This is a genomic window from Gammaproteobacteria bacterium (genome assembly GCA_041395725.1).
Classification (GTDB): Bacteria; Pseudomonadota; Gammaproteobacteria; order Pseudomonadales; family Pseudohongiellaceae; genus NORP240.
In genome coordinates, this window is record JAWKZW010000001.1 from 1,368,451 (window position 1) to 1,384,460 (window position 16,010).

14 protein-coding genes are annotated in these 16,010 nt (G+C 51.1%); all 14 read right to left on the reverse strand.

Annotation, left to right across the window (positions count from 1 at the left end):
- Positions 1-397: 397 nt before the first annotated feature.
- Entirely contained in the window at positions 398-1,534 is a 1,137-nt protein-coding gene (locus R3F50_06055) for a hypothetical protein (GenBank protein MEZ5489865.1), read from the reverse strand.
- 183 nt (positions 1,535-1,717) lie between these two features.
- Entirely contained in the window at positions 1,718-2,383 is a 666-nt protein-coding gene (locus R3F50_06060; GenBank protein MEZ5489866.1) for an ankyrin repeat domain-containing protein, read from the reverse strand.
- Positions 2,384-4,051: 1,668 nt separating this feature from the next.
- Entirely contained in the window at positions 4,052-4,633 is a 582-nt protein-coding gene (locus R3F50_06065) for a hypothetical protein (GenBank protein ID MEZ5489867.1), read from the reverse strand.
- A gap of 624 nt (positions 4,634-5,257) precedes the next feature.
- Complete coding sequence (locus R3F50_06070; GenBank protein ID MEZ5489868.1) at positions 5,258-6,097, reverse strand: transposase; 840 nt, start codon at positions 6,095-6,097, stop codon at positions 5,258-5,260.
- A 299-nt stretch (positions 6,098-6,396) separates the two neighbouring features.
- On the reverse strand, positions 6,397-7,965 hold the full coding sequence (locus R3F50_06075) for a YifB family Mg chelatase-like AAA ATPase (GenBank protein ID MEZ5489869.1): 1,569 nt from the start codon (positions 7,963-7,965) through the stop codon (positions 6,397-6,399).
- Positions 7,966-8,088: 123 nt separating this feature from the next.
- Positions 8,089-8,457, reverse strand: coding sequence for a c-type cytochrome (locus R3F50_06080; GenBank protein ID MEZ5489870.1), 369 nt, complete (start codon positions 8,455-8,457; stop codon positions 8,089-8,091).
- Between the two features lie 194 nt (positions 8,458-8,651).
- Complete coding sequence (locus R3F50_06085; protein MEZ5489871.1) at positions 8,652-8,930, reverse strand: c-type cytochrome; 279 nt, start codon at positions 8,928-8,930, stop codon at positions 8,652-8,654.
- Between the two features lie 614 nt (positions 8,931-9,544).
- Entirely contained in the window at positions 9,545-10,621 is a 1,077-nt protein-coding gene (gene rfbB / locus R3F50_06090; GenBank protein ID MEZ5489872.1) for a dTDP-glucose 4,6-dehydratase, read from the reverse strand.
- Between the two features lie 136 nt (positions 10,622-10,757).
- Complete coding sequence (gene rfbD, locus R3F50_06095) at positions 10,758-11,660, reverse strand: dTDP-4-dehydrorhamnose reductase (protein ID MEZ5489873.1); 903 nt, start codon at positions 11,658-11,660, stop codon at positions 10,758-10,760.
- The gene (rfbC, locus tag R3F50_06100; protein MEZ5489874.1) at positions 11,657-12,202 is read right to left on the reverse strand and encodes a dTDP-4-dehydrorhamnose 3,5-epimerase; all 546 of its coding nucleotides are present in this window, start codon (positions 12,200-12,202) and stop codon (positions 11,657-11,659) included. The genes rfbD and rfbC overlap by 4 nt, the downstream gene beginning before the upstream one ends.
- A 54-nt stretch (positions 12,203-12,256) precedes the next feature.
- Positions 12,257-13,129, reverse strand: coding sequence for a glucose-1-phosphate thymidylyltransferase RfbA (gene rfbA, locus R3F50_06105; protein ID MEZ5489875.1), 873 nt, complete (start codon positions 13,127-13,129; stop codon positions 12,257-12,259).
- A gap of 100 nt (positions 13,130-13,229) precedes the next feature.
- Positions 13,230-14,186, reverse strand: a complete 957-nt coding sequence (locus R3F50_06110; protein MEZ5489876.1) for an NAD-dependent epimerase/dehydratase family protein — start codon at positions 14,184-14,186, stop codon at positions 13,230-13,232.
- A complete protein-coding gene (locus R3F50_06115) occupies positions 14,183-15,028 on the reverse strand; it encodes a glycosyltransferase (GenBank protein MEZ5489877.1) in 846 nt (281 codons plus the stop codon). The genes R3F50_06110 and R3F50_06115 overlap by 4 nt, the downstream gene beginning before the upstream one ends.
- A gap of 15 nt (positions 15,029-15,043) precedes the next feature.
- Positions 15,044-15,790, reverse strand: a complete 747-nt coding sequence (locus R3F50_06120; protein ID MEZ5489878.1) for a hypothetical protein — start codon at positions 15,788-15,790, stop codon at positions 15,044-15,046.
- Positions 15,791-16,010 lie beyond the last annotated feature (220 nt).

Genomic DNA, 16,010 nt, shown 5'->3' on the forward strand with positions numbered 1-16,010 from the left:
GATTAAGAAAATCCAGAGCAGTAAGGGTCACTACCAGTATGTCGCCCTGACCTTTTTTAGTGCATTCGGTGTAACTGGCACTATTTTTAACCATTGAGTTAAGGAAACCCTGATTAAACACGGATAACGTACTGGTCCTGCGCGCAGAAAAACATAACTAGGTGGTTTTCCTGGCAGTCCTGGCGATCCCGCAGCAACCATGGCGCGGCTTTCTATGCCAATTTCTACCGAAGAAAATAGAGGGTATCTTTGAATCGGGGATTTGTCCAACAATGTGAAAGTTGACTCTGTCAACGATCTTTTTCCGGGCAGAGGATAAAAGTAACCGGCCTCCAATCAAATCTGGAGGCCGGTCGAGACTGTCAATATTAAAGAATCAACGATTTAAATGCTTGAGTTACTCTGCGACCCAGGGCGGCTGAATCAGTAACTCCGGATCAACATTGGCTTTTGGTATAAATTTTTGAGTTCGCCCGTACTGATTATCGCCACCGTAAAGATTACCGTCTGAATCCACCGAAAAGGTATGCACTTCGATATAGCCATCGGGTAAATCCCTTGGAACTAGCCATGTGTACTTGTAGTTGCCTTCAAAATCGAGGTTTACGAAGCGCAGCGGGCCAAGGTCAGTTATCCAGATATCGTCTTCATTGACAATGATATCCAGCGGCAGGGTAAAGCCATCCCAGACGTCGACGAATTCCATTTCTGCCGGGTTACTGGTGGTGCGGAACACGTTGATGCGCCCGCCGGAGCGATCCAATGCAAAGATGCGCCCGCCAGGCCCGATCCCGAGTGCATGAATGCCCTTAAACTGGCCTGGCCCCTCCCCGGGGGAACCAAATTCAGACAGGTAATTCAGGTCTTTATCCAGAATAATGATGCGGTTGTTGTCTCCCTCTGAGGTTCCGTCTGCGATCAATACGCGTCCGTCTGGGAGAAAAGCGACATCCTGTGGATGGGAGAGATGATTTATGCCATCAGAACCTGTTACATTTTTTTCACCAAAGATCTTGAGTAGCTTACTGCCGCCATTGGAGAATACGTAAATCTGACTGAATGTCTCATTGACAACCCAGACCCTTTGCTCCGGATCGTAAGGGCTGATCCTCAAGCGGTGCGGTCCGGGACCATCGGAATCTGCACAGAGAAAATCCCACTGGTCCCACAGGTCCGTTACTTCGCCATTGGCGTCGAGTGTGTAAAGGCAGTTCTGCCAGGTACGCAGCTCTGTGCTTCGCAGCACGTTAATGCCAAGTGTCCCGGCATGCTGTTCAAACTGCTCCGGTATCGGGAAGGGCAACAATGTCTCACCGCGTTGAAGCACGAAAATCCGATTGGGGGATTCGGCGAATACGCCGGAATTCCCGCCAAAGGCGAAGCCTTGTTTTGCGAAAGGATTCTGCCAGGCCCTCACTACATTATAAGGGCTGGGACCAATCGGCCCCCTGGCGTTTCCTTGTTCCTGGGCATACCCCAGCCCCGCCAATAAGGTTGTTATCAGGAACAGGGCTATCTGGCTTTTTCGAAGCATGTCTCTCTCCGTTGGAAATGTTGTAATTCCGGCTTACTCTCAATTTTGTTTATTCTTCAGGATTTCCTGTTTCCCTGGCCTGTTCGTTTTGCCTTCAAACCAGTGAACCGGGAGAATCAAGGGTAGCTCTGCGCCAGGGAATTGTCCAACGCTGGATTGAAGGAGCAACGAATAAAACATATGTCAATCTGTTAGCGTGAGTTCTTCATCAAACAACCTGAATAGGTTTTTCATAATGGATGGCTCGCTGAAGCCTTCTGGTCTTCGATCTCTCCATCCTTTGAGATAATCTAACGCAGACTTATCAGTTAATGTTTGTCTTACTGTCAAGTCAGTACCCGCCTCTACTAAGAGATACGCAGTATCAAAGCGTCCCATTAGTAACGCGAACATTAATGGAGTTTCTCCGATAGAATTCTTCACATTTACATCGGCATCAAAATCAATGAGTAGCTTTGTATTTCTAACGTGACTACGTGGGTGGCTTGCTGCGGCGTATAATGGAGTAGTTTTAGCGACAGTATTTGTAATCTGGTTCGGATTAGCACCGTGCTTTAGGGCTTGCTCTAAATAGTAACTGTCACCAAGCGTAGCAACGTAATATGTGAACGTACGCCCGCTCCTTGACCAGACCTTGTTTGGATCAGCACCTAGTTCCAACATTTTTAAATATCCCGCCTTATTCTGTCTCTGTATCGACCACCAAATAGGCGTTGCCCCAAATTCACCGGCAGAGTTAATGTCGACCCCACTTTCTACAAGGTCTTCAATTTTCGACAGGTCCCCCTGTGCGCCAGCTATAGCAAGTTCCCTGACTCTTACATCTCGCCATATTTCATTTGGCTCCATTGACAGGAAAGCTTTCCTTTCTGCCGAATAACAGATACTCGCACTTAAAAGGCTTACCAAAAGCATAAGTGAAAATAGTGGGGCCCGTATGCCGTCCTTTGAATATATACTATTTCCTACTGAGAACATTCATCACCACCTTAAACGTTTTAATAGGACACCCACATTTTTATCGCTTAGTATTTAATCGCACAGCCAATTTTCATATGAATTAGGGGACCCCTGTAATGTAATACTCTATAAGTACTTGAATAATTATATCGTCGCGTGTTACCCCTAGTCTTATGCCTATGCCCGTAGTCCCTATTGGGAAAATACCCCTCTTATTCGGTCGAATATTATGTATGGCAGCCATGTAATACCCTACTTCGGACTCTACCCATGGATATTCTGGATACCCACGCGAAAAGCTCTCTTTGGAGCTAAAAGCGAAATCATCTGTGTATTCAGATAAAATCCCTCTAGCAATTTCCACATGCATGCCTGGTCGAAGTTCCACTTCCAAATCTTCTTTTGTGACAAGTACTTCATCGGATCGTTCGTACAAAACATAGACCAGAACTACGATTGGAATTAACGTGACGATAAAGAGCCGCATACGAGTTTTAATAGGACAAAGGCAAATGTAAAATTGACTGGCATAAGGGTCAGTTTGTTCATAATGTACCACTCCAACTAGTATGTTTCGCCATGATATGAACGACTTTCAGAAACAAGCCAAAGACGATGTCCTTAAGCGACAAGCTGACGCTATTCTAGAAGCGCATGCAAGGCTAAAACCTTCTGGAATGCTATTGGCGCTGAGTATAGCTACAATACTACTTTATGTGCTTTTCAGGTACTCTTCAGTTGAAGTGCGACTTGATTTGCTTATTGCCATGATTGTTACTGGTGCTCCGCTTATTATTCTCATTGGAAAGAGAAAGAGATGTGCAGCTCAGCTTCCTTGCCCCAGATGCCATAAGCCATTTGGATATAATCCTGATTTGCCCTCCGCGAAAAATACATTGGAGTGTCAACATTGTGGGCTAAAATTGAATCAGGATATTAATTGAGTACGTTTATAAAAGAACAGTAACATCTCTAACTTTCAATAGTTTTTCACGTCACATTGCAGTTATAGTTGATTCCCAATAAATTGCATTAATATGCATTAATAGGACACCCACATTTATATCGCTTAGTATTTAATCGCGCAGCCAAGCCACTACTACGATCAAATCGAATTAATTCCTGGTCAGGACAGAGAATTCTACCCCCAGCCAATCTCAAAGCGAATGCGATAAGCACTTACTCCGGAAATCGCATCTATCTGGTGGAATTATTGCTTCAGACATCTGGAGAGAATAAATCAAGAAGGGTTCTAATGACAAAACCTTTGTACTGCTTTTTGTCCATGAAGCCAGCACTCTATCTCTTCATTGTCGGGCAACCCGGTGGCGACCTGGGAATCTAACCAAAAAACCAAATGAAAGTGATTGAACATGATTACGCAGACGTCAGCGGTAAAGATTGAGGAAAGCCGCTTGATAAGCTCAAGAATCCACTGTTTACGGTGATCGAAGTTGCGACCATTAAAGCTATCTCTTCCGCACAGAAATGCCCGGCGCATGCAGCGGGAAATGCAGAATAGTCACGGCAAAATCTGTGTGTGTCCTATCTATGTCTTTAGAAGGTTTCTTCTCCAGTACTTAGATCGAACACGGATTTCCTCGATCTAATAATTTCTGTTTGGTCTGGAGCTATCTGCTTCAGGTTCGAAAATAGCCTCTCTGCGCATCCCTTGGGAAATTTTACCAGCATGTGCTCCCGACCATTCGGCGAGACTCCTCGACCTAATCCGCCGCGAAATAGTAGAGGCACGGGTGATACGGCATTGTTGAATAGAACTAACAAAACCCGGATCATTTTTTGCCGCTTAAATTGAGTCTTTCTGATCATCAGGTCAGAGACAACTACCTTGCGGACCTGGGACCAACAAAACGTTTGTGGTTGTCCGAGGATTATTGGATTTAGCGTCAGGTGTTCATTGTTTGCGAAAAACACAATAAGAAAGTTTTTTTTACCTTCGCCGTAATTCTCTCTAACAAGCTGAATGAGCATCCCCAATCCCACAATTGCCAGGAATCCGCCGAAGAAAAGGAGACCATATTCGATTGAATCAGATAATAAAGAAATATTTGCCAACATCGTACCACCGAGAATTAGTCCGAGGCTCAGCAAAGTCAGGGTTACTTGGGTTACCAGCATGTTTCTTCTTATTAATATTGAATCATTTGCAATGTGTAAATTTTGGCTCATCGCTCATTAGCCCTATGTGTCAGGGTAGTTGTCGTCTTTTTTGCTGATTATACATACATAGGACGGCAAGGAAATCTTATTGGCATATTTCGGTGAACTCAGGGAAGTCATTTTGGATAAATTGTTCCATATGGAAAAATACGCGGGTGTCCTATTTATGTCTGTTGGCAATGACAAAAATGTTCCGAATTAAATTGTCTTCTTGAGATCGTCTAGTTAGTTCAAGCGCAGCTGCGGGTCTTGGCGGCGGATATCTACCGTGTTCACATGTACGGATTGTAAAATTTCCACTCGCCATCTGAATACAATATAGTGAGTTCGAGTGACTCCGGTCTCATTGAGCTTGAAACACCAGTTCTGATTCTCGTTGCAAACGCTACGATTGTTTCTTCTGGGATAGAGCTATCAATTACTTCGACGTCTTCAGCTTTAGCCACGTTTAACAAATCGACTCTTCTAAACGTTCCTTCGATACTAGTAACTTGAGAATCAATAAAATCTTCTAAGACTGCTTGTGGCATAGATTCTATTTTTGCGAGTTAAGGAATTAGGGGACACTAATAACTCTATAACTTAGCTGAATATTTCAGACCAATTATTCTCTTTGTCGCTCTCTCTGCCTTTTGATATCCATTTGGATACTGCAGGTTGACTGATTCTAAGTCGATCAGCAAGTTCTCTGGACTTCAGCCCCAACTTTTCTACTCCCAAATAGCAAATTATTGCCTTCGCCTCGGATACGGAACCATTACGAGAGCGTGCTAATAGTTCTGCCTGCCTGACACAACTTCGTCTACATACATGGGCAATCAGCTTTTCCAGGTTCCACCCATCCCTGGCTAATCTCGATTTCAGTTCGATCTCAATTTCGTCAGCTTCTAGCACCTGTTCAACAAAGCTGGATTCCCCAAGTATCCGCTCATCGCCTATACATAGGAGGTGTTCTTTCCGATATCGACAAATTGACTCCCAGCCACCATAGCTTCTAACCAGCCCGCCTCCTGAAAGGTTTTTTGTAGCCGAATCCAAGATTCCAGCTTCCATAAAGTCGACATACCTTTGTTGAGCTTTGTGTCGGCTTCTCCCGAAAAGAAGCAATACCTCTTCAATCAGATGCCATTCCTGTCCATGTCTACCGAGAATTCCGGCGTGCCCAGTCCATGGATACTGGCTAAGATCTGAAAGGTTCTCGACAACTTTTGCCCGTATAGGGTTGAGATGGATATATCGAATCAACTCTAATAAATAACTGTTTTCGTCACATAGTATAGATTTGAATCGATTTTGAAATACATAACCGCTTCGACGATGGCGGCGATTGTAGTTTCCAGCAAACCCTCCAAGAACCGGTGCCATCAGTTTTCCTAGTGGTTGGATACCTGCTCGAATCAGGAAGTGATAGTGGTTGGACATCAAAGCCCAGGCCAGGCATTGGGCATCGTTTCGCCGAAGGTTGTGTCCGAAACGAGAAAGAAAGTCCCTTTTGTCTACGGGGGTCCTCAAATATATACCGTTACTCCAATCCACGCCCAATGACGTGATAGCAACCCCCAAGTATATTAAGTCGGCCTCTCCTTGGCATACGAGAAGCTTAGTCGAGAAATTGAACAGTTTCCAAATTCAGTCAAGTTATAAAGTTATTAGTGTCCCGTATTAATTAGTGTCCCGTATTAAGCTTGGTCGTTAAGTTATAAGTACCCCGTATTAAAAAATCACCGATAGGACAACGCTTCCAGTAAATGCTGTGCATCAATGGTATCGCTGTTCTCACAGTCGGCGATGGTGCGGGCCAGTTTCAGGACGCGGTGGTAGCCGCGGGCGGAAAGACGCAGTTTGTCCATGGCCTCGCGCAGCAGGCGTTTGCCCGACTTGTCCAGGCGGCAGTCCCGTTCCAGTCGCGGGCCGGACAGCGTGGCATTGAGCCGCCCGGCCCGCTGCAGCTGGCGGGCGCGGCAGTCCACCACGGCCTGTTGAATGCTGGCCGAGTCGGGACCGGGTGCCGGGTCGCCCATTAACTCGATAGCGGACAGGCGTGGCACGTTCACCACCAGGTCGATGCGATCCAGCAGCGGCCCGGAGATCTTGCTCTGGTAGGCATCGATGCGTGGCTGGGTGCAACGACAACGGCCCGAGGGGTCGCCATGATAACCGCACGGGCAGGGATTCATCGCGGCTACCAGCTGAAAGCTGGCCGGGTAGCGTATCCTGTGGCTGGCCCGGGAAACTGTTATGGCTCTTGCCTCAAGAGGTTCCCGCAATACTTCCAGCGCCCGGCCGGTAAACTCCGGCAGTTCGTCCAGGAACAGGACGCCGTGATGAGCCAGGCTGACTTCTCCCGGCAGCGCTCTTGCGCCTCCGCCGACAAGGCTGGCGGGCGAAGCACTGTGGTGTGGGGTCCGGAACGGCGGCAGATAGAACTCCGGAAGCTTGAGTGGCTGGTTGGCGACTGATCGCAGCGCGGCCACCTGCAGGGCGGCCTCCTCACCAAGGCGAGGGAGAATGCCTGGCAGTGCACTGGCGAGCAGTGTCTTGCCGGTGCCGGGCGGGCCTTTGAGCAACAGATTGTGCCCACCGGCCGCTGCCAGTTGCAGTGCTCGCTTGGGCCGGCGCTGACCGCGGATACTCGCCAGATCACAGGGGTTCTCAGTCCCCATCTGCTCGGCGAAGTCCGGAGGCGGCACGCAGACTGGCAACGATTGCCCCTCGCTCAGCAGGCGAAGAATATCGTTGATTACATTGGCATAGCCTGCTCGACAGCCTCGCACCAGGCCGGCCTCGCTCTGATTGGCAGCGGGAACCACCAGTTGCCTGCCGCTGTCCCGGGCCTGGATAGCGGATGCCAGCACTCCCTCCACGCCCCGTAGTTCACCGCCAAGCGCCAGTTCGCCCAGAAATTCGTACTGGCCCAGCCGGTCGTCGGGCAACTGCCCGGAAGCGGCCAGGATACTGAGGGCAATGGCGAGATCATAGCGCCCACCTACCTTGGGCAGTTCGGCCGGGGCCAGATTGACAGTGATCCGCCGGGCCGGGAATTCCAGGTTGACATTGAGGATGGCACTGCGGACTCTTTCCCGGCTTTCCCGCACCGCGGTTTCCGGCAGGCCGACCACAGCCAGTCCGGGCAGTCCATTGGAGATATGGGTTTCCACCGTAACCAGCGGGGCTTCCACGCCCACCAGTGCGCGGGAATAAACTCTTCCCAGAGACAATGTCGACCCTCCCCGATCAGCTTGCATGGCCCGCGCCTCTCCGGCACCCGGATAGGAAGATGCCGCGGTCACACCATAGGGATAGCCTGAAAGTTCTGATAAATCCAGATTTTAGTCGATAGCACTATTTTTAGCAGGCAACAAAAAAGGCTGTCCGAGGACAGCCTTTTTTAGCAAAGAGCCAGTGTCTAAAACTTACTGACCCTGGGCTGTCGCTACCATATAATCCACGATGGCTCGCAGATCTTCATTGCTGCAGTTGAAGCACAGGCCTTTGGCAGGCATGGCGTTGACGCCATTGATCACGTTGTTCATGACCGCATCCATGCCTTTTTCCAGTCGGGCAGGCCAATCTTCTGCCTTGTTGGGGTTAGGGGCACCGCCGGCGCCAGAGTTGTGGCAGGCAAAGCAGGATGCCATGTATGTCTGCTGTGCGTTGAAGCCGTCAGTCAACTGGGCCAGCTGCAGAGGCGCAGCCTGGTTGTTGTCGGCGAACAGGGAACCGCTGAACACGACCGCGAAGATCGCCAGCCCAGTTTTCATTACTTTGGTTAAATCAGTCACTTTTTTGCTCCTTAAGGTTTACGGTATTACTCACTATCACTTCCGAGGGCTGCTTGCCCCTCTCTTTCTAATCTCTGGCTTTCTGATCTCTGGCTTTCTAATCTCTGGCTTTTCAGTCCGAGGCCTCAAAACCTGGCCCTGGAATTTATAGCGATCAAATATCTTGCAATCTGACTCGCTCGGTAAGGTTCAGCTTACTGACCACCTTCAGCCATGTAAGTAATCAATGCTTCAATATGCTCATCCGTGCAGTCCATGCACAGACCCCTCGCAGGCATGGCACCGATGCCATTAATCGCATTGGCCATTACGGTTTCAATGCCCTTGGCCATACGCTCGCCCCAGGCATCCGCGTCGCCCAATACCGGGGCTCCGGCGGCACCCGTGCCGTGACAGGCAAAGCAGCGCATCTGGTAAGTTCCAGCCACATCAAAATCGTCAGCAACCGCCGGGGCTGCTGCAGGCTCAGGCATTGCGATTGGAGCCGGCTGTGCAGCAGCTACAGGGGCTGGTGGTGCGGTTGGTGCCGCTGCCGGTGCACCCGGAGCTTCACTGCAGGGTTCACCAGCCAGGCAAACCTCACCCACAGGGGCCAGATTGCCGGCAATTCTATTAGTGTCGGACTGAGCCCACGCCAATGTCGCGGAGTAGCCGGATAACACAACCAGGACCATTACTCTTGCGATCTGTGTAAGAGACTTGTTTTGCTTGAAAAACAATTTGTTCACCTTTTCTATGCCTTTTTCAGGTTTTCTGCTTTAACTGTCTTTATAAATTTCTTTCTTTATAAAGTTAAGATACTGAACGCCGGCTTAACTGCCGGGTTGTTTGGGGCGTTAAATCCTACTGGCGGCTGAATGTGAACGCTACAATTTTTCACCGGACATGCCAGTCACAAACCCGGCGGCGATTATACCCTGTAATGCCATCTTCTTAAACAAGCTAAACGTATTTGAAGCCTGGTTGGCTGTTTAGTGAATACGGGCCAAAGACCCCGCCGTTGCTGGCCTCTGCCTCCATATCACGTTCCCTGGGCTCTCACATCACAGCGCAGAAAAAGACAAGCTATTGTCGGACTTTTACGCTTCTAGCGGCGATAGCTCCCGTCAAGAATTGCCTGCCACCAGGGTTGATTGTCCAGGTACCATTGCACGGTCTTGCTCATCCCCGAGTCGAAATCCTCCCGGGGCTGGTAACCCAGTTCGGAAGTTATCTTGCCGGCATCAATCGCATACCGTGTGTCATGGCCGGCCCGATCCTTGACGAAGGTGATAAGACTCTCTGCCGGGGTACCCCCGGCGCAGGGGCTCTCGGGAAAGCGACGGCCCAGTGCCGGGTCCCGGGTAAAGCAGTCATCGACAATTTTACAAAGCAGGCGCACCGTATCGATATTGGCCCATTCGTTATTGCCGCCGATGTTGTAACACTCACCGACTCTGCCCTTGTTGACGATCAGATCGATACCACGGCTGTGGTCATCCACGTAGAGCCAGTCCCGGATCTGTTGACCGTCGCCGTAGATTGGCAGTGGCTTGCCCTGCAGGATATTGAGCAGGCAGAGAGGTATCAGCTTCTCAGGAAAATGCAGCGGTCCATAGTTGTTTGAACAGTTGCTGGTGGTTACCCGCAGACCAAAGGTATGGTGATAGGCGCGTACCAAATGATCAGAGGCTGCCTTACTGGCGGCATAGGGTGAATTCGGAGCGTAGGTGGTGAGTTCGGTGAAGGCCGGATCTTCAGGGCCAAGTGTCCCATACACTTCGTCGGTGGAAACATGATGGAACAAATGCTGCCCGGTGCCCTGCTCGTCCAGCCAATATTGCTTCGCTGCCTTGAGTAAGCTATGAGTGCCCACCACATTGGTTTCGATAAAAGCGTCGGGACCGGTGATTGAGCGGTCCACATGGCTTTCGGCGGCAAAATGGACCAGCGTGTCAACCTGCCTGTCGCGCAACAGTTTCAATACAAGATCGAAATCACAGATATTGCCTCTTTCGAAGTGGAAGTTTTCACTTTCCATAAGAGGGGCCAAGTTGCTTAGATTGCCTGCGTAGGTCAGGGCATCCAGCACAACAACCCGATCCTGAGGGTAGTTGGTCATCCAGTATTTGACGAAGTTGGCACCGATGAATCCGGCGGCGCCTGTTACGAGCAAGGTTCTCATTGTCACTTTTCTCTTTTCTCTTTTCTCGGTTCTCGTTTCTCGTTTTCAATTCTTCAAGTAGGCGGTACTCAACCACCTGTAGTCGCAGCCATCACACTGAGAGCACTCACTGCCCAGCAGGGTTCTGGCTTCTCTTTCAACCGCCTTCAGCTGTCTTCAGCTCCTTAATTACATGTCGCAACTCATTGCGCCAATGTATCGCCGGCATGTGGAAGCAGCGGTAGCTCTCGGTTTTGTCCAATACGCTGAATGCCGGTCGCGCGGCGGGTGTCGGATACTCCGCGGTAGTTATCGGTGTAATTGGAATCGCCCCCTTCAGCAATCCCGCGGCAAGCGCTTCTTCCTGTATCGCCACGGCGAAATCATACCAGCTTGCCACGCCGGCATCGGACCAATGGAAGATACCGGCAGCTTTTTCGTCTCTGATCACCCTGGCCAGCAAGGTCGCCAAAGAATGGGTCGATGTCGGGGTGCCGATCTGATCGGCGACGATACCGAGGCGATCGCGCTGCCCCATAAGCTGCACCATGGTAGTCACAAAATTGGGCTGATAGCGTGAGTAAAGCCAGCTGGTTCGAATGATCACGGAACTTGACGGGCAGGCCCTGTTGATTCCCTGCTCACCGGCCAGCTTCGAGAGACCATAGCTGCCAAGCGGTGCGGTGGGATGGTCCGGCCGGTAGGCCGACGAAGACTGGCCATCGAAGACGAAATCCGTGGAAACATGGATCAGGCGGCAGCCATGCCGGGCGGCAAACTCGGCTACCGCGGTGGCGCCCTGCCCGTTAACCCGCATAGCCTGTTCGGCGTCCGCTTCTGCCTTATCCACCTGGGTGTAGGCGGCGGCGTTGACGATGACATTCACCCCAAGGGGACCGAGCTTTTCATCCAGTTGACCTGGGGAGCAGATATCCAGTTCTTCTCGAGAAAAGGGATAAAGCGTATCACCGGCAACCTGCCCATTTTCGGCCCAGTCGGCGATCAAGGTCTGCCCCAACTGCCCGCCGGCCCCCAGTAAGGCAACGCTCAGCTTTGTCACGGAAACAGCTCCGCGGCCTGTAAGGAGGGTGCCTGGGCATCCTTGTCTGACAGAATTGGCTGGTCGCTGGATAGCGGCCATTCGATCCCGACCGTTTGATCGTTCCAGATCAGACTGCGATCATCTGCCGGAGAATAATACTCGGTGCATTTATAGACGATCTGGGCAGACTCGCTGGTGACGTAGAATCCATGCGCAAACCCCGGTGGAACCCAGAGCTGTAAGTGATTTTCCGCCGACAGATGCACACCCACCCAGTTTCCGAAAGTCGGTGAACTCTGCCGCAAATCAACAGCTACATCGTATATTTCACCTTCTATGGCCCGCACCAGTTTGCCCTGGGGGCGATTCACCTGATAGTGCAATCCCCGCAATATATTGCCCGCGGATCTACTCTGATTATCCTGCACAAAACCCCCGTCGATGCCCTGCTCTGCAAACAAGGATTGCCGCCAGGTTTCCATAAAGAAACCCCGGTGGTCACCGTGGACCACTGGTTCAATAATCAGCACGTCAGGAATTGCCGTTGCAGTAATTTTCATCGGCGGCTTAGTATCCTTTCTTTTTAACTGGTCGTAAGACAGCCGGACTTAACACTAGTGACCTTCCAGTATCTTCAGCAGGTATTGACCATAACCACTCTTTTTCAAGGGTTCCGCGAGGTTTAGCAACTGATCGTCGTCGATAAACTTCTGGCGCCAGGCAATCTCTTCCGGACAGGCAATCTTCAAGCCCTGGCGCTCTTCCAGCACGCGAATGAAATTAGCCGCATCCAGCAACGACTGGATTGTACCGGTATCCAGCCAGGCGGTACCGCGATCGAACAGCTCTACCCGCAGGTTCCGGCGTTGCATGTAAGTCTTGTTCACATCGGTGATCTCCAGTTCACCCCGTGCCGACGGCTGAATGGATTTGGCTATGGACACTACATCATTGTCATACATGTACAGGCCGGTGACGGCGTAGTTGGACTTGGGATTGGCGGGCTTTTCCTCGAGATCTACGGCGATGCCATCTTCGTCCAGATCAACAACGCCATAGCGCTCCGGGTCGTTGACATAATAGGCGAATACGCAAGCTCCTGACTCCTGGTCGACAGCGTTCTTCAGGGTTTCTTCGATACGATTACCATAAAAGATATTGTCGCCCAGAATCAGACATACTCTGCTGTCTCCAATGAACTCCTCACCGATAAGAAACGCCTGGGCCAAACCTTCCGGCTTCGGCTGCTGTGCATAGCTGATAGACACTCCCCAGTGGCGACCATCACCGAGCAGAGACTGGAACGATGCCGCATCCTCAGGAGTAGTAATGACGAGAATTTCCCTGATGCCCGCCTGCATAAGAGTAGACAGGGGGTAGTAGATCATTGGCTTGTCATAGACCGGCATGAGCTGCTTGCTCACGGAGATTGTCATGGGGTGGAGCCGAGTTCCGGTTCCACCAGCCAGGATAATGCCTTTTGTCATGATTCTGGGTTCCTTTTTTCCTGCAATTGCCTTCCTTTGACGGGTTCGGGCAGGTAGTCGGCACAAGGCCGGATCAATGTGTTGCCATCAACCTGCCAGTTTAGCGAATCAAGCCGGGCAGTGCAGTATAAAAGGTCTGCTGTGGAGTGAAGCCGAGCGTTTCGCGGATCGGAAGGCTGCTGAATAAATTGTCGCTGATCAGGTTGCGATAGGTCCTGATCCCAAGGCTGGCCTTTCCTCCGGACAATCTGCTCACCAGCCCCGCCAACAGGGCGGCAGTGAAAAACACAAACCTGGGGCTGTGCCAGCCTGGCTTTTTCTTCCCCAGGGTCTGATAAAGTGCCGCTTCGATTTCATTGAGTCTGTATTCAAGCCCGTCTGTCACGTACCAGATTTTTCCGTCGGCCTCGGAGCTGGTAGCAGCCAGCTGCGCAGCCCGGCAAAGGTCCTGTAATCCTATCAGAGAAAGTCGCGTATCGACCTTTGGTAACGGCGGCAGCAGGCCACGGCGAATGAGCCTCAACATGGCTGCAATATTGCCCTTCATACCAGGGCCATAGACATTCACCGGCCTCAGGATAACCGCGTTGGTTTCAGTTGCTAGCGTAATTTCAAGCAGACATTGTTCCGCCTGAAATTTGGAAATACCGTACGCCGTCGCGTTGCGCTTCTCTGTTTCAGCGGCCCCGGCCAGGCTGCTGCTGAAGTACAGTACTTTGCGTACCCCGGCCCGCACTGCGGTCTGGGCCACCGCTCTGGTGCCCTCTGTATTAATCGTCTGCAATCGTTCCGGATCCGGACTGTCTACATGTGCGATTCCCGCCAGATGATACACAACCTGTACACCGTCCATTGCACGCTCCAGCAGAGCGCGGTCACATATATCGCCGCTGAAATCAGGTGTACCAAATTCATTGGTAACCGGGTCTGCAACACTGCCGGGTGTTCGAGTCAGGGTAACCAGGGAGTTACCGCTGGCTGCCAACTGGCGGCACAATTCCCGGCCGATGAATCCGCCCGCACCGGTAACCAGGACTTTTTCCGCAGGCCTTGTCATTGGATAAACCGCCAGCCCCAGGTATTGAAAAAGCGCCATGCTGAGCGAGTATACAACGCGATGTGCTTCAGCCCCTTACCGGCGGCATTGCCGCCGAAGTGACGTATTTTCATCCCGGGCAGATAAACAACCCGGGCTCTGGCACCGAGTCGAAGGGAAAGGTCAAAGTCTTCAAAGTACAGGAAGTAATTTTCATCGAATCCTTCGATAGCACGCAGGACTCCGGCCCGGCAAAGCATGCAGCAACCGCTGATCAATGGCACTCGATCACTGGGCTGGTCCTCAGGCAGGTCATGCATCTCGTAGTGAGCCAGACGCTTGTAGAATAGCCGTTTTATCCAGTCAGGAAAGAATCCCCGCATGAACAAGGTCAAAACCGAAGGGTGTCGCTTGCACAGATGCTGCTTGTCGCCATCGCTCGTTTCCGCATAGGGGCTCACCACAGCGACGTCCGGGTGCTTTTCCAGGTACAGCAATCCAATAGCCAGACTATCGGGTGCCAGCTCGACATCTGGGTTCAATACCAGGTGGTATTTGTCAGCGGAGGATCTGATCACCAGGTTATGGCCCCTGCCATAGCCTACGTTGCCGTGCCCGCTCACCACATTAAGAGTTGCACCTCTGGCCAGGAATCGTGACTCCAGATCGCTGAAGGTCATGGTCCGAAGCAGGTGGGTTTCACTGTTATCTACCAGGCTCACATGGGCAGCAAAATGCAAACCAACAACAGGCAGGCGCATCAGGGCTGTGAGAAGGGACTCCAGCATAGCCTGCAATTCCAGCTGTTCAGAGTCATATATAACGACGGAAACCGTCAGGGCGTTGTCAGGATTAGCGATCACGGCCGAAGCACTGGCCTACTCACGCACCAGCCGATCCCCAAACGGGGTGGAAACCACGCGCATACCTGGGGGCACATCCGCCGGATCTATGCGCCTGGGTGTAAAGCTGCGGCGTGGCGCTGAAGCTGGCGCTACCGGTGCATCGCCATTGCGCTGCAGTGCCCGCGCACGCAAGGCGGCAAATGGATTCTCGGGCTCCTCAGCTCCTTCTTCCGACACAACTACTTCGCCTTCATCCTCAACTTCCGTATCCCCGTTACCGGCAGTAATCATCGGTCGAGGGATGGGATCGGCCCTGGTCAGTTCCAGCGAAGCAATATTGGCAGCCCCGTTACAGCTGACCCCCTGATCCCGGAACTCAATACAGTCGCTGCCAGAAGGAAATTGAACAGACACCCTGCCCGCTCCTACATCCACAACGGAATACTCACCGTAGCCCTCAATGCGGGTGTTACGCCCCATTTCAGTAGTGACGACGACCTCACTCCCATCCTGGTTTCTAAGAATAGCACTGTAGCGGTCGCCGATACGGGAGGTACCTATCAATGTGAATTCGGGCTCACGATTAGCGGACGCCTGGCGCCGAGTTGCGCGCGCATCCTTTATCGAGGCATCGTCTTGTGTTTCATTTTCTAACGAGCCGAATAGCTGGAACTCCTCAGCTTCAACAGGAAGTTTTTCGCGGTCTACTCCCTGTGCGAAAACGAAATTCGGGGTCAGGCACAGCATCCAAACACTGAATAGATATTTAAAATTGTGCAAAAGCCGCACCCCAATAAAAGTTGAAAGTGGTACAACGGATATATACTTGCAGCTTAGTATGTTGTTCATAGACATAATAACTGTGTCGTGTATTAAGACTAATTTATCAACAAAATGGTTTTGTATCGTCCAAAGCTTATATTGCCAAGCCATTAAATTAATGGGACAAATGGCTTTCCATTCTAGCACAATTGTCACGCCAGCCTTGACGACACTATCT

What these genes read in the sequence shown, in the direction of transcription:
- R3F50_06055 (MEZ5489865.1), bottom strand. Translation starts at nt 1,534, where the DNA reads ATGCTTCGAAAAAGCCAGATAGCCCTGTTCCTGATAACAACCTTATTG.
- R3F50_06060 (MEZ5489866.1), bottom strand. Translation starts at nt 2,383, where the DNA reads ATGGAGCCAAATGAAATATGGCGAGATGTAAGAGTCAGGGAACTTGCT.
- R3F50_06065 (MEZ5489867.1), bottom strand. Translation starts at nt 4,633, where the DNA reads ATGCTGGTAACCCAAGTAACCCTGACTTTGCTGAGCCTCGGACTAATT.
- R3F50_06070 (MEZ5489868.1), bottom strand. Translation starts at nt 6,097, where the DNA reads ATGTCCAACCACTATCACTTCCTGATTCGAGCAGGTATCCAACCACTA.
- R3F50_06085 (MEZ5489871.1), bottom strand. Translation starts at nt 8,930, where the DNA reads ATGCCTGAGCCTGCAGCAGCCCCGGCGGTTGCTGACGATTTTGATGTG.
- rfbB (MEZ5489872.1), bottom strand. Translation starts at nt 10,621, where the DNA reads ATGAGAACCTTGCTCGTAACAGGCGCCGCCGGATTCATCGGTGCCAAC.
- rfbC (MEZ5489874.1), bottom strand. Translation starts at nt 12,202, where the DNA reads ATGAAAATTACTGCAACGGCAATTCCTGACGTGCTGATTATTGAACCA.
- rfbA (MEZ5489875.1), bottom strand. Translation starts at nt 13,129, where the DNA reads ATGACAAAAGGCATTATCCTGGCTGGTGGAACCGGAACTCGGCTCCAC.
- R3F50_06110 (MEZ5489876.1), bottom strand. Translation starts at nt 14,186, where the DNA reads ATGACAAGGCCTGCGGAAAAAGTCCTGGTTACCGGTGCGGGCGGATTC.